11 protein-coding genes are annotated in these 14,534 nt (G+C 59.4%); 3 read left to right on the forward strand and 8 right to left on the reverse strand.

The window, feature by feature from the left end; genetic code table 11:
• Nucleotide 1: 1 nt before the first annotated feature.
• Both moaA and B3Z17_RS02060 read right to left on the reverse strand, forming a co-directional pair.
• Entirely contained in the window at nt 2-1,030 is a 1,029-nt protein-coding gene (gene moaA / locus B3Z17_RS02055) for a GTP 3',8-cyclase MoaA (protein WP_286828378.1), read from the reverse strand.
• A gap of 77 nt (nt 1,031-1,107) precedes the next feature.
• Nucleotides 1,108-1,428, reverse strand: coding sequence for a hypothetical protein (locus B3Z17_RS02060; protein WP_068305424.1), 321 nt, complete (start codon nt 1,426-1,428; stop codon nt 1,108-1,110).
• Nucleotides 1,429-1,562: 134 nt separating this feature from the next.
• Between B3Z17_RS02060 and B3Z17_RS02065 the strand changes: the two genes are divergently transcribed.
• Nucleotides 1,563-2,198, forward strand: coding sequence for a DsbA family oxidoreductase (locus B3Z17_RS02065; protein ID WP_068305426.1), 636 nt, complete (start codon nt 1,563-1,565; stop codon nt 2,196-2,198).
• 180 nt (nt 2,199-2,378) lie between these two features.
• Here the strand turns inward: B3Z17_RS02065 and B3Z17_RS02070 are convergent, their stop codons facing one another.
• From B3Z17_RS02070 to B3Z17_RS02085, 4 genes are all read right to left on the reverse strand, one after another.
• Nucleotides 2,379-2,933, reverse strand: a complete 555-nt coding sequence (locus B3Z17_RS02070; protein ID WP_286828379.1) for an outer membrane protein — start codon at nt 2,931-2,933, stop codon at nt 2,379-2,381.
• A 201-nt stretch (nt 2,934-3,134) separates the two neighbouring features.
• The gene (gene nhaA / locus B3Z17_RS02075; RefSeq protein ID WP_286828380.1) at nt 3,135-4,286 is read right to left on the reverse strand and encodes a Na+/H+ antiporter NhaA; all 1,152 of its coding nucleotides are present in this window, start codon (nt 4,284-4,286) and stop codon (nt 3,135-3,137) included.
• A 786-nt stretch (nt 4,287-5,072) separates the two neighbouring features.
• Entirely contained in the window at nt 5,073-8,570 is a 3,498-nt protein-coding gene (mfd, locus tag B3Z17_RS02080; RefSeq protein WP_286828381.1) for a transcription-repair coupling factor, read from the reverse strand.
• An 18-nt stretch (nt 8,571-8,588) separates the two neighbouring features.
• Nucleotides 8,589-8,891: a succinate dehydrogenase assembly factor 2 gene (locus B3Z17_RS02085; RefSeq protein ID WP_286828382.1), complete on the reverse strand. Its 303-nt coding sequence runs from the start codon at nt 8,889-8,891 to the stop codon at nt 8,589-8,591.
• A 144-nt stretch (nt 8,892-9,035) separates the two neighbouring features.
• Here B3Z17_RS02085 and recG point away from each other — a divergent pair, with 144 nt between their 5' ends.
• Nucleotides 9,036-11,120, forward strand: coding sequence for an ATP-dependent DNA helicase RecG (recG, locus tag B3Z17_RS02090; RefSeq protein WP_286828383.1), 2,085 nt, complete (start codon nt 9,036-9,038; stop codon nt 11,118-11,120).
• A 163-nt stretch (nt 11,121-11,283) separates the two neighbouring features.
• Nucleotides 11,284-12,810 (forward strand): acyl-CoA carboxylase subunit beta, encoded by a 1,527-nt coding sequence (locus B3Z17_RS02095; RefSeq protein ID WP_286828384.1) that lies wholly within the window; start codon nt 11,284-11,286, stop codon nt 12,808-12,810.
• Nucleotide 12,811: 1 nt separating this feature from the next.
• Here the strand turns inward: B3Z17_RS02095 and B3Z17_RS02100 are convergent, their stop codons facing one another.
• Together B3Z17_RS02100 and B3Z17_RS02105 are read right to left on the reverse strand one after the other, a co-directional pair.
• On the reverse strand, nt 12,812-13,363 hold the full coding sequence (locus B3Z17_RS02100; RefSeq protein ID WP_286828385.1) for a hypothetical protein: 552 nt from the start codon (nt 13,361-13,363) through the stop codon (nt 12,812-12,814).
• A complete protein-coding gene (locus B3Z17_RS02105; protein WP_286828386.1) occupies nt 13,363-14,499 on the reverse strand; it encodes a hypothetical protein in 1,137 nt (378 codons plus the stop codon). Before B3Z17_RS02105 ends, B3Z17_RS02100 begins: the two co-directional genes overlap by 1 nt.
• Nucleotides 14,500-14,534: the final 35 nt, after the last annotated feature.

Raw genomic sequence — 14,534 nt, forward strand, 5'->3', positions numbered from 1 at the left:
ATCAGCCGCCGGTCTGGCTCATGTGGCGACCAACGGTGCCGACCATACGGTCGTCCTGCATGGCAAAATCGTGGCCTTTGGGCTTCTCCAGCATGGCTTTCCCAAGGGCGGCTTCAAGCTCGGCTTCCGGGTCGTCAGACCTGAGGGCTGCGCGCAGGTCCACATGGTCATCCTGGCCCAGACACATATAGATGCGCCCTGTGCAGGTTACGCGTACGCGGTTGCAGCCGTCGCAGAAGTTGCCGGTGAGCGGCGTGATGAGCCCCAGGCGGTTGGCGTGGCCTTCAATGGCGAAATATCTGGCAGGGCCGCCTGTGCGGTGGCCGCTCGGCGTGAGCGTCCAGCGGTCCTTGAGGGTCGGCAAAAGTGCGGTCAGCGGCAGATACCGGTCTTCGCGGGCGTCGTCGATCTCGCCCAGGGGCATGGTCTCAATCAGCGTAAGATCAAGGCCTTCAGCCAGACACCAGGCCATCAGGTCCGGGATTTCACCGTCGTTCATGCCCTTGAGCGCGACGGTGTTGATCTTGACCTCAAGGCCGGCGGCCTTGGCCGCGCGAATACCGTCAAGGACCTGCGCCAGCTTGTTGCGGCGGGAGATTTCCTCGAACAGGTCTGGCTTCAGTGTATCCAGTGACACATTGATGCGCCTTACGCCTGCCTTATAGAGGTCAGCCGCCATATGTGGCAGTTGCGTGCCATTGGTGGTGAGGGTCACCTCATCCAACAGGCCGTGATCTACATCATCCCCCAGCCGTTCAATCAGCGACAGGATGCCTTTTCTGACCAAGGGTTCGCCGCCTGTCAGGCGGATGCGGCGCACACCGCGGTCCATGAAAGCCTTAGACAGGTCATAAAGCTCCTCAAGCGTCAGCACGTCGGCTTTGGGCAGGAACACCATGTCCTCGGCCATGCAGTAGCGGCACCGAAGGTCGCAGCGGTCCGTGACAGACAGGCGCAGATAGTTGATCTGCCGCCCGAACGTGTCGGTCAGTGCTTTGGTCTGTGGCATATGGTCATGGCTATCAGGCATAGCTGCAATGTCGTGCCCAAGGCGCCTATCGTCAAGTCATTAGGGCGTGATAATGGCGTTAGATAAACTTCTGTTGGTTAGCTATCTTCGTCGAAGAAGGACCCTAGGGCCTCGTCATACGCTTCATCCAGGCGCTTGAATACTGTGGCATTGGCTTTGAACGCATGCCCTTCGGCCTTCAGGTCCACCATATTCTGCAACAGGTCTGAATAACCGGGACCGGACGGGCTTGTGGAAGGGGACGTAAGGGCGGCGGTGTTCTGGCTTTGACCAGCATCGTCGTCCAGGCTGAAGGATGAAGCCTCACTGGTTTTCTTCAGGATCTCAGCTGCCAGGTCGGTGGCGCGGCTTTCCGACTGCAGCAGGCCTTGTGTCGCGATGTTGAGCGCCTTGATCATGAAATCGTGATATCCCTCTAAAGTCCGCGGTCACTATACACCTGAGGCGGTGAATTGGAAGTAAAGATTTAGATACAATTGTCGATATCCCGTGCGGTGCTATGTTGTGGTGTGAACGATGAACGGAGGCTTTTGTGGAACTTGATCTTGTTATCGATGTGGTGTGCCCCTGGTGTTATGTGGGTAAACGCCAGCTGGACAAGGCGCTGGAAATGCGCCCGGGCAGCCTGTCCGTGGTGCGCTACAGGCCATATCAGCTCGCGCCCGACACACCGATAGAAGGCGTGGACCGCAAAAGCTATTACCGGAAGAAATTCGGCGACGGGCCACAACTTGAGGCCATGCGGGAGCACCTTAAGGTACAGGCAGCGGGCCTTGGGATCGCATTCGATTTCGACAGTGACTGCACCATCGCCAACAGCCTGGATGCGCACCGCCTGATCCGCTGGGCCATGACGCCCGGAAAGCAGGCGGAAGTGGCGGACGGCATCATGAAAGCCTATTTCGAAGACTGCGCCTTCATTGGCGATCATGCCCTGCTGACAGAGATCGCCGGGCAGGCGGGCATGGACACTACGCTGGTGGCTGAACTGCTGGCCTCCAACCAGGACACAGACCTCATTCGCACGGAAGTGCAACACGCGCAGGAAGCCGGTATTCGCGGCGTACCCATGTATATCTTTGGCGGCAAATATGCGGTTTCGGGTGCGCAGGGACCGGAAGCGCTCGTGCAGGTGATTGATAAGGTAACAGCCGAGGCAACCGCGTAAAAAAACAGGCGCCCTTCTGGGAAAAGGACGCCTGCTACTCATAACAATTGATACTCGGAACAAAAGGCCAGGGAAAGCCAAGGAATAATCAGGGTAGAAGGGTCTGGACATTTGAAGTTCCCTGAGGGAGCGGGCCCCACTGAACGGAGAGGAAATCAGCAGGGCCCACGAGGGAGACCGTTAGAAGCGGGCGATCAGGCCTGCTTTGGTTGTCCAGGCGTTTTTGTCGTCGCCGTAGGTCGTATAGTCGGCGCCGACACGAAGGCTGAGGCTTTCGCCAAGAGCCCGCTCATAACCGCCACCAAAGCGCCAGCCGTTGTCGTTGAAGGCATCACCGTCTGCGCTGGTTGGGTCGAACCGGGTGCGAACATAACCAGCTTTACCGTAAATCAGGTTCGCGCCGTCTGAACCAAATGCCTGACCAAGCGTCAGGGACGCGCTCCATTCATATTCGCTTTTCATGCCAGTGGCGTTGTTGTTATAGCCGGTGTCGCCGAAGGTGCCTTCAAGGCCATAGACCATGTTGTTGTCCATCTGACGGCGGAAGCCGATCACACCACCATAATAGAGGCTGCGGTCGCGCTTGACGTCGCCAGCCAGTTTGGTCCAGTCAACGCCTGCCTCAATACCGGCATAGGCGCCATCAAATTTGCGCTCACCGTCGGCGGCGCTTGCGCCTGCAGTCAGAAGAGTTGAAGCCGCTACCACACCCACAATTGTTTTCGAGAATTTCATGACTGTCCTCCGTGTCGTTTCTCAAAGGGCCGAGCCATTCTTCTGTGCTCGGCTGATGAGGTGAATGTGGAGGGGCTTTGGGGCGCGTCTATGGGCGATCCGTGGCGGATTTAAGAAACATTGTGACGCATTGCGGCACTCAGCTTAACATCTGTTCAGAAAAGGGGGCAAAAGCTGGTTTTGCCCCCTAAATCGAGTTTTTCAGGCGCTGGCTGGTTTGGCGCGCGACAATACCGCCCAACCGATGAGGGCAGAAATGAGACTCGCTGCCAGCACCCCAATCCGTACGTCGGCCTGAAGCTCAATAGAGCTGTATGCCAGACTGCCGATAAATAGGCTCATGGTGAAACCAATACCTGCCAGGTGCCCTGCGCCCCAGACGTGGGCCATGGTTAACTTCCCGGGCAGCTTGGCGCGGAAGATATAGATGGCAATCAGGGCGCCTGCGATCACGCCAAGCGGCTTGCCCAGGGCAAGACCCGCAAGAATGCCCGCACTAACCGGGGCCATGAGCGAGTCAAACGACAGGCCTGCAAGGGAAACACCCGCGTTGGCAAAGGCAAACAGCGGCAGAACCATCAGGGCCACAGGCGCGTGCAGGTTATGCTCCAGGTCCTCGAGTGGTGAATGGCCTTCATCATCCTTCGTGGCGGGAATAGCGAGCCCCACTGCAACGCCAGCGAGGGTGGCGTGAACGCCCGACTTCAGCACAGCAATCCAGACGAGCGCGCCAATGAACAAATAGGCGGAGGTGTTTCGCACGCCGGCGCGGTTCAGCACAAAGAGCCCCACACAGCCTGCCAGCGCCAATGTAAGCGAGATGACCGAAAGATCAGCAGTATAGAAGGCTGCAATGATCACCACCGCACCCAGGTCATCAAGGATCGCAAGCGTCAGCAGGAACAGCTTCAGTTCCGCGGGAATGCGGCTGCCCATCATGGCAAGGATGCCGATGGCGAAAGCAATGTCTGTGGCTGTCGGGATCGCCCAGCCACTCATGGCTTGGGCCTCACCACCAGTGGCAAACCAAAAGAGAAGGGCAGGGACAGCCATGCCGCCGACAGCTGCCATGCCGGGCAGGGCAAGGCTTTTGAGGCTCGACAGTTCGCCCGTCACCACTTCTCGCTTGATCTCAAGCCCCACCAGAAGGAAGAAGATGGCCATGAGGCCTTCGTTGATCCACAAAAGGATGGGTTTGGACAGGCCATACTCGCCAAGGGCAATGGTGCCTTTGGTTTTCAGAAGCGCATCATAGATTGGCGCCAGGCTCGAATTGTCCAAAATGATGGCGAATGCTGCTGCTGCGATCAGCAGGAGCCCCCCGAGCGCGTCGGGTGACATGGATAATTTCATTACAATCTCCCTGATATCCCACCACCATATTGGGGATGGGGTATGGAGATGCAATATTAAATCGACCGATTTGATCCGATTTCAGCGATGGCCGAAAAAGGCAAATCCTAAATCAGGAAAAGGTAAGCAACGAAACCGCTTACAGCAATCAGGTTGAGCGCAGCGCCCCATCCTGAGAATTCGCTATATTGGCTGTTTTTCATCATTCTATCCTCTAGCTATCCTTTGTGTTGGCTGCAGGTTTTCCTGTCTTTCCAACATATGTCTGTCGTGTCCCTGGCGGTAGATCGGCCTTTGCCAACCCGGTGTCGCCTAATCTGCAACGTCATCTTTTACGGCTTATCAGGTGCCCGATGATCTTTCTGTGCTGCGGATCACAGCGAGATATAAGCGGTCCCGCGCCAATAACAATCTATAAAAATGTTAGGGCAGCTATGCGTTTGACGCTAAGCGATTGAGGTAATGAGTGAAATTGCGGCGCACAAAATATGCCGAGGCGCCCGGATGCGGAACATTCGGCCGATTTGGTCGCTCTATCCCGTTAAATTAGAAAGAGATAGGTTACAAAGGCGCTGACACCCAAAAGGTTCAGACCGGCAATCAAGCCAGAAAGGGCAGGGGTGGGCTTCATGGCACGTCCCCGGAATTGTCCTGTTGGCCTGAACAACGGGAGGAGGTGTATCTCAGGCGGCTGCCTTTTGCCGCCGGTTAAGACTTATAACACCCATAGGGTACCAGCTGCCGATTAACGATTTCTGATCAAACGAGGTTAATAAAAGGTAGGATTCAGCTGGCGGCCTTGTTTGCTACAGCAGCCAGACGTTTAGCCACGGCATTCACAGCCTTCAGGCGTGCGCCGATCTTTTCCATCCGTGCATAGTAGGTCAATTTGTGGTCGGGCCGCAGCTTGGCTGACGCGCCGGTGCCAGAAATGAACTCTACAAGGCCCGCAGGGTTGGCGAACTGGTCGTTGCGGAAGCTGATGGTCATGCCCTTCGGCCCAGCATCCAGCTTGTCGATGCCCGCGCGCTTGCAGGACCCTTTGATGATCATGATGGCCGCCAGCTGTTTCACGGCCCCGGGCAGCGGCCCGAAACGGTCAATCAGCTCAGCGCAGAAGGCGTCTACGTCCTCGCGCGTTTCAAGGTCTGCCAGGCGGCGATAGAGCGCCATGCGCTGGGTCAGGTCCGGCACATATTTTTCCGGGATCATCACGGTTGCACCCAGATTCAGCTGTGGCGACCAGTCAGTTTCCTCGAATTCGTCGTCGCCCGCGCCCGCGCGTGCTTCCGCCACGGCCTCTTCGAGCATCTTCTGATAGAGTTCCACGCCCACTTCCTTGACGTGACCGGATTGCTCGTCGCCCAGCAAGTTGCCGGCGCCGCGAATATCCATGTCGTGGCTGGCGATGGTGAAGCCAGCCCCAAGCGTATCCAGTGCCTGCAGCACCTGAAGCCGCTTGTCAGCATTCTCGCTCAGCATCCGGTTCGCGGGGGTCGTCAGGTAGGCATAGGCTCGGGTTTTCGACCGGCCCACCCGGCCGCGAAGCTGGTAAAGCTGCGCCAGGCCGAAACGGTCCGCCCGGTGCACCACCATGGTGTTGGCGTTTGAAATGTCGATGCCGCTTTCAACGATGGTTGTCGACAGCAGCACGTCATACCGGCCTTCATAGAAGGCGGTCATGACATCCTCGATGGTTTTGGGTGTCATCTGGCCGTGGCCGATGATGAACTTCACCTCCGGCACATGTTCCTTCAGGAAAGTGGCGGCTTCTTCAAGGTCTGCAATGCGCGGCACCACATAAAAGCTCTGGCCGCCGCGATAGTGCTCGCGCAACAGCGCCTCGCGCACCACGACAGGGTCGAACGGCAGCACAAAAGTGCGCACCGCCAGCCGGTCCACCGGTGGGGTGGCGATAATGGAAAGGTCGCGAATACCGGACATAGCCATCTGCAGCGTCCGCGGGATCGGTGTGGCTGTCAGCGTCAGCACATGCACATCGGCCTTCAGTTCCTTCAGCTTTTCCTTGTGGGCAACGCCGAAATGCTGCTCCTCGTCCACAATTACCATGCCGAGATTCTTGAACTCGATGCCCTTGGCCAGCAGCGCGTGGGTGCCGATGACGATATCGCACGTGCCCTTGCGCATCTCTTCTTTGGTAGCCTTCTGGTCCTTAGCGGAAACCAGGCGCGACAGCTGGCCGATGCGCACCGGCAAGCCTTTGAAGCGCTCTGTGAAGTTCAGATAGTGCTGGCGCGAGAGCAGCGTGGTGGGGGCAACAATCGCAACCTGAAGCCCGGCCATGGTGGCCAGGAAGGCGGCGCGCAGTGCCACCTCTGTCTTGCCAAAGCCAACGTCACCGCATACCAGCCGGTCCATCGGCCGGCCGGATGACAGGTCCGCCGCCACTTGTTCGATGGCGCGCAACTGGTCCTCGGTTTCCGTGAAGGGGAAGCGGGCGGCGAATTCGTCATAGAGGCCTTCGGGGGTGGTCACCCGAGTGCCTTCCTTCAGCTCACGCTCAGCGGCCAGTTTGATCAGCTGGCCCGCCATCTCACGGATGCGTGCCTTGGCCTTGGCTTTCCGCGCCTGCCACGCCACACCGCCGAGCTTGTCCAGCTGGCCGCCAGCGTCCTCGCCGCCAAAGCGCGACAATACTTCGATATTCTCAACGGGCACATAAAGCTTGTCGCCGCCCAGATAGGTCAGCAGCAAACAGTCATGCGCCGCGCCCGTCACTGTAACGGTCTCGAGCCCCACGAATTTACCGATGCCATGGCTGGCATGCACCACAAGGTCACCGGGCGATAGCGCGCTGGCTTCCTTGAGGAAATTATCTGCCTTCTTGCTCCGCCGCGCCTTTCGCACCAGCCGGTCCCCCAGCACATCCTGTTCGGAAATGACAGCCAGGTCTTTGGTCTCGAAACCCCGCTCAAGCGGCAGTACGGTGACGGCAATCAGCGTCTTGTTTTCGCGCCGGATGTCTTCCCAGCTGTCCGCCACGGCAACCGGCATCAGGCCGTGGTCCTCGAGCACGCCCTTCAGGCGGTCGGCGGCACCAGCGGAATAGCTAGCGAACACCACACGCTTCTCTGATGCCCTGAGCGCCTTCACATGGTCGCGCACCGCGTCATAGACATTCAGGTCGCGGTTGTTGCGTTCGGGGCCAAAGTCGCGGCCCTGGCGCGCCTCAAAGCTCACCACATTCAGGGCAGGGGGCTCCTCAAAGGGCGTCAGGCGGATGGCGTTCAGCTCGTCCAGCCGGTCTTGCCACTCGGCTTCGCTGAGATACAGCTGCGCGCTGGGCACGGGCTTGTAAGGAGGCGCAGTGATGCTTTTCTCGTTTTTCGCAATGGTCCAGGCCTCGCGCCGCGCCTCGAAATAATCGTCCACAGCCTTGAAGCGCTCGCCTGCCGCGTCATCCACCTGATGATCGAAGGTAAAGAGTGGCGCGTCGAGATAGTCGAACAGCGTCGCCATCTTGTCGTGGAAGAAGGGCAGCCAATGCTCGGCGCCCTGATACTTGCGGCCTTCGCTGATGGCTTCATACAGAAGATCATCGCCCTTGGCTGGGCCGAAGGTATTCACATAATTGCGGCGGAAGCGCTCAATGCCTTCTTTCGACAACGAAAATTCGGACGCGGGTTTCAGATGCAGGCGGGGCGCCTTGCCTATTGTGCGCTGGTCCAGCGGGTCGAACCGGCGGATGGTATCCAGCTCATCGCCAAAGAAATCCAGCCGCAGCGGGCTGTCTTCACCGGGTGGGAAAATATCAATCAGGCCGCCGCGTACGGCAAATTCGCCCGGCTCCATGACCTGGCCGGACCGGGTGTAGCCATTTGACGCCAGGAAATCTGTCAGCGCCACCAGGTCCACCTCATCGCCCGGCTCGGCGTGGAAGGTGGCGTCCCGCACGGCTTCCGGCGCGGGCACTCGCTGCAGGGCTGCGTTAACGGTGGTGAGCACCAGCAGCGGCTTTGTCTGTTTGCCAGCCGTCAGGCGCGACAGGGTCGCCATGCGGCGCGCGACAATATCGCTTTGGGGGCTGACCCGGTCGTAGGGCAGGCAGTCCCACGCCGGGAACAGCAACAGTTCCATCTCCGGCGCGAAGAATTTCACCGCCGCGGCCATCGCCGCCAGCCGTCCGTCGTCGGATGCCACATAAAGGACCGGCCGCTTGGCATGCCGCCCGGCCAGATCAGCGAGAAGCATGGCGTCATAGCCGCCGGGCACGCCCGAGGCAATCAGCGGCATCTCCGCATCTATCAACTGGTCCAGTGGCATGGTGCTAAAATGTCCGGTTTACTTGGCTTTGAGGGTCATGAAGTCCAGCTTCTGCAGCCGGTCCATCATTTCGCCCTGGAATTTTTCAGGCACATCGATGCCTTTGGTGACCCAGCCGAGAATCTCGTGGTCCTGCTCTTCGAACAATATTTCGAACCACTCGCAGTCAGCATTGCTGAAGCCGTCTTTGTTGGCCTCGACAAAGTTGCCGAAAATCAGGTCCAGTTCCTTGATGCCGCGGTGCCATGCCCGAAACAACAGGCGGCGCCTGCGGTCTTCAAGGTTGATGTCCTTGTGCGGGTTGTAGCCCTGGTCGCTCATACTGGTCACCTTCCACTGGAAACTGGAAAAAACACATCACCACCTGCAGATTTTGATCTGTCTGTTTGATGGGCGGCACACCATAGGCTAAGGTCCGCTTTGGTTAAAGGGAAACTTTCATGATTTTCGGGGGAAAACCGCCCTATGCGGCCTGAAGCGTTGTTTGATTATTTCGCGGATATCGAGCGTCTGCCGGGCATCGGCAAGCGTAACAAGCAGGCAATTGAACGCCTCGCGGGCACGCGCACGCGCGACCTCCTCATGCATCTGCCCACGGGACTTGTGGACCGGCGCTATCGCCCGAAAGTCAGGGATGCCGCGCCTGGCAGCATCGCGACACTTGAGGTGGTGGTGGATGAACATTTGCCGCCGCACAACAAGCGCGCGCCCTACAAGGTGCGCTGCCATGACGACACAGCTGAGCTGACGCTGGTGTTTTTCCATGCCCGTGCGGACTATCTCAGGAAGCAGCTGCCCGAAGGCGAGACGCGCATTATCAGCGGAAAACTTGAGCATTTCCAAGGGGATGCGCAGATCACCCACCCGGATTATATGGTCTCCCCCGATAGCGCAGACGAGCTTCCGCTTCTTGAAACCGTCTATCCGCTGACGGCCGGGCTGTCGGGCAAGGTGCTAAGGAAAGCCATCCATGCGGCGCTGGAAACCGTGCCGTCGCTACCCGAATGGCAGCTGAAGGATATCGTCACGCGTGAACAGTGGCCTGATTTCCTGAGTGCGATCAAACATTTACACAACCCTTCCGGACCCGAAACATTAGCCCCCAAAAGCCCGGAAAGGCGGCGGCTGGCGGCGGACGAGCTGCTGGCGACCCAGCTTGCGCTGGCGATTGTGCGCGACCGCACGCAGAAGAAACGGGGCAGGGCACTCAAGGGCAATGGGCACATTAGGGGCACACTCTTAGGGAATCTTTCCTACAGCCTGACGGGCGACCAGGAAAAGGCGCTTCAGGAGATCATCACTGACCTCGAAAGTGGCCGCGCCATGCTGCGGCTGATGCAGGGCGATGTCGGCAGCGGCAAGACGGTCGTGGCCTTACTCGTGATGGCGGCGGCGGTGGAGGCGGGCGTGCAGGCGGCGCTGCTGGCACCCACGGAAATTCTGGCGAACCAGCATCTGGAAACCATCGCGCCGCTTGCCGAAAAAGCCGGCCTCAGGGTAGAGAAACTCACCGGACGCAACAAGGGCAAGCACCGCAAGGAAATCCTGGCGCGCCTCGCCGCGGGTGAGATCGATATCCTTGTCGGCACCCACGCCATCATCCAGGACGATGTACAGTTCAAGGACCTGGGCCTCGCGATCATTGATGAGCAGCACAGGTTCGGCGTGCAACAGCGTCTGGCGCTCGCGGGCAAGGCCACGGCGGGCATTGATGTGCTGGGCATGACTGCAACCCCCATTCCGCGCACGTTGACGCTCACGGCATACGGCGACATGGACGTCAGCCGCATTCAGGAAAAGCCACCCGGGCGGCAGCCGGTGGACACCCGCGTGGTATCGCTCGACCGGCTGGGCGAGGTGGCGCAGGGCATTGGCCGCGCGGTACAGGCAGGCCAGCGCGCCTACTGGGTTTGCCCGCTGGTGGAAGAAAGCGAAAAGCTGGACCTTGCGGCGGCAGAGGACCGCTACCGCGACTTCCAGCATATGCTGGGGCCGCGCGTGGGGCTGGTGCACGGCAAGATGAAGGGCGCGGACAAGGACGCGGTGATGGAAAAGTTCCAGACCGGCGAGATCAGCGTGCTGGTGTCCACCACCGTGATCGAAGTGGGCGTTAATGTGCCGGAAGCCACGATCATGGTGATCGAACACGCCGAGCGCTTCGGCTTGGCGCAACTGCACCAGCTCAGGGGCCGCGTGGGGCGCGGCGCGGACAAATCCACCTGTATCCTGTTGCGCGGTAACGAGATTGGTGAGGTCGCCCGCGCGCGCCTCAAGACCATGCGCGAAAGCGAAGACGGCTTCCTGATCGCGGAAGAAGACCTGAAGCTTCGGGGCGGCGGCGAAATATTGGGCACGCGCCAGAGCGGCCTGCCGGAATTCAAAATGGTCGATTTCCTCGAGCACGCAGACCTGATCGAGCTGGCGCGCGACGACGCCCGGCTGATCGTCAACAAGGACCCGGAGCTGAAGTCAGAGCGCGGGCAGGCGCTGAGGCATTTGCTGTATCTGTTCGAGCGCGACGAAGGCGTCCGCCTGATGCAGTCGGGGTAAATTAAATTGTCATTCGCTGACTTGATCAGCGACTCCCTGCATGGATGTGGACTCGCCGGTCGAGCCGGCGAGTGACGATGGTGTATGTTGCACTGCGCTCATTTGACTATCCCCCAACCACGCTATTTTACCCTTTAAACAAGGTTTTAAGGGACATATCCGTATGGCGTGGGAAAAAGAGTTAGCCGAGAAGAAGAAGCGCGAGGCGCTGGCCGAAAAGATGGGCGGCGAGGAGAAGCTGGCGCGCCAGCACGCGCGGGGCAAGCTGGACGTACGCCAGCGCTTGTCAAAAATGGCTGACCCCGGCTCCTTTCGCGAGATCGGCAAGCTGGCGGGCAAGGCCAGCTATGACGAGAATGGCGACCTGTTGGACGCATCGCCATCGAACTTCCTGTTCGGTCGGGCAGACGTGGACCGCCGCCCTGTGGTGCTGACCGGCGATGACTTCACCGTTAGGGGCGGGGCCGCAGACGCTGCCATCTGGCGCAAGGCGGTGTTGGCGGAGCAGATGGCGCATGAATATAAGCTGCCGCTGATCCGGCTTATTGACGGCACCGGCGGTGGCGGCAGTGTGAAGATGCTGGAGGACATGGGCCTGACCTACGTGCCTTACCTGCCGGGCTGGGACCGTGTGGTGAAGAATTTGGAGACGGTGCCCGTTGTGGCGCTGGCGCTTGGGTCCGTCGCGGGGCTTGGCGCCGCGCGCGTGGTGGCCAGCCACTATAGCGTGATGGTCAAGGGCATGTCGCACATGTTCACCGCCGGGCCTGCGGTGGTGGCGGCGATTGGCGAAAATCTGGACAAGGAAGTGCTCGGCGGCGCGGACATTCATGCGCGCAACGGCGCGGTGGACGAGCTGGTGGAGAGCGAAGAGGCGGCGTTCGAGGCCGCGAAACGCTTCCTGAGCTACCTGCCGTCGGCGGCGGGGCTGCCTGCGCCGCGCGGCGATACAAGTGACGGCGTGGAACGCCGCGACGAAAAGCTGCTGGACGCCGTGCCGGAGGACCGCCGCAAGGCCTATAGCATGCGCAAAATCCTCGAGAGCGTTATGGACCGGGGCAGCGTGTTCGAGATTGGCAAGCGTTGGGGCCAGTCGGCCATCACCGCACTGGCGCGGCTTGACGGCTGGCCCGTCGCGGTGATCGCCAGTGACCCCAGCTTTATGGGCGGTAGCTGGACGGCGGATGCGGCGCGGAAGATCGAACGCTTCGTGAAGCTCGCGAACACCTTCCGCCTGCCGGTGGTGCATTTTGTCGATAACCCCGGCTTCATGATTGGGCTTGAGGCCGAGAAGGCCGCCACCATCCGCTATGGGGTGGAGGCACTGAACGGCATCTACCGCTCGACCGTGCCGTGGGCCAGCGTGATTGTCCGCAAGGCGTACGGTGTGGCGGGTGCGGCCATGAGCGACCATACCAAATTCCAGTACCGTTTCGCCTGGCCGTCGGGCGACTGGGGCAGCCTGCCGCTCGAAGGCGGGATCGAGGTGGCCTATAAGACGGAGCTGGAGAAAGCCGAAGACCCACAGGCGGCGTTGGCGGAGATCAAGGCACGCCTCGATAAGGTGCGCAGCCCCTTCCGCACCGCCGAGGCCTTCATGGTCGAAGATGTCATCGACCCCCGCGAAACAAGGCCGCTTCTCTGCGAATTCGCCAACCTCGCCCAGGGCAAGTTGGCGGTGGAGGGGTAGATTAGGTATTAGCGTTGAGCCACCGTTGGGCCTCAGAGAGGATTTCCTGTTTGATGACTTCAGGAGGCCCAGGATTATAGGGGACTGGATGTTGCAGCGCTGCACGGGCGTGGCACATTTCATGTTCCAGGTAGACAAACTCTCTCATGCCTAATTCCTCGCTGAAGTTGGAAGCTGGGCCTTTTTGTGGGCTGCCCAGCGAGAAATGGTGGCAAAGAAATTGGCAACCTACTTCTGGGTCAACTTCTTGATCTGCGATTTGTTGAATGATAACGCGGGCAGCCGTGAATGCGGCGTCATGCGGCGAGAACTCTTGAACCTGTAATTCTTTGACCGCCTGCTTAAAAAGCTCGTGGGCTTGGGCAGGCAAGGTTTCGGGCGTGTCGTCTAATGCATCAAGGCCTCGCGAGTAATGACCATTGATGAGCATGTGGTTTGCCCATGCAATTAACTCGCTATTGTTTAGGATGCCCACCGCTTCCAGTGCTGCGGCTTCCCCAATGGTGGATATCTTGAGCTGAAAGCCTTGTCTCTGTATTAGAAAAGGGGGCATTACCCAATCGCTTTCTCATACACGCGGTAGGTCTTGTAAATTTCGCAGCCGATTTCCTCGAGAATGCTGATCATCCCTTCGTTATCCTCGAGAATCCAGCCCAACTCGCCAAAGTAAGCGCCGCGGTCCATCACGTTCTTCTGCGATACCTGGATCATCCACATGGCCATGGCGGCCCCGAGCGGGCCTTTCTGGAATTTCTTCCTGACACCCATCAGCGGCACGCGGCAGCGGTCTTCCTTACCGTTCATCATGCGCCAGGCCACTTTGGCCCAGCCAAACGGGAACAGCTTGCCGTCCAGGTCACGGATCTTGTGGTTCACGTCCGGGATGGTCAGCATGAAGGCGACGGGCTCGCCGTCATATTCGCAGATCATGGTGCGGTAGGGCTTCACCACCGGCTTCAGCGCCTTGGCGCCGTGCTCTACCTCATGCTTGGTGAAGGGCACATAGCCCCAGTTTTCGGACCATGCCTCGTTATAGATGTCCAGAACCGTGGCGACCTCTTCGTCGAAACGCTTCATGTCGACCTCGCGCATGGTGGTGCGCTTGTTCTTTTCCGCCATCTTGACGATACGTTTGGCGCGCTCAGGCACCGGCATGTTCAGGTCCAGCCGGAAGGCATGCATGTCTTTGGCCTTGTCGAAGCCCTGGCCCTTCAGCCAGCCGTCATACTCGGGCCTGCCGTGGGGCATCATGAACACAGGCGGTGTGTCGAAGCCCTTGATCAGCGTTCCGACCTCTTCGGCGGTATTCAACGACCATGGCCCCTGCATGCGCTTCATGCCGCGGGCCTTGAGCCAACCTTCGGCGGTGCTCAGCAGCTTGTCGACAACGTCCTTTGTTGTGGCTTCAAAGAAGCCGAAATGCCCCAGGTTCGGCCCCCACTTTTCCTGCGCCAGCTCATCAACCTGTGCGGTGATGCGGCCGACGGGCTTCCCGCCTTCGTACGCCACCCAGTGAGCGACTTCGGCATGCTCATAATAGGGGTTCTTGTCGCGGCGGATGGCGTCCATGCGCTCCATCATCAGGGGCTGGATCCAGTTGGGGTCATTCGCATACACCTGCCGGGTGGCGTTGACGAAGTCCTTCAGGCCCTTCACATCAGTGATTTCTTTGATGATGATGTCGCTCACGCGCTGCTCCCCGGGTAAATTCTATGTTTAGTGAC

The sequence above is a fragment of the Kordiimonas sp. UBA4487 genome (assembly GCF_002389025.1).
Classification (GTDB): Bacteria; Pseudomonadota; Alphaproteobacteria; order Sphingomonadales; family Kordiimonadaceae; genus Kordiimonas; species Kordiimonas lacus.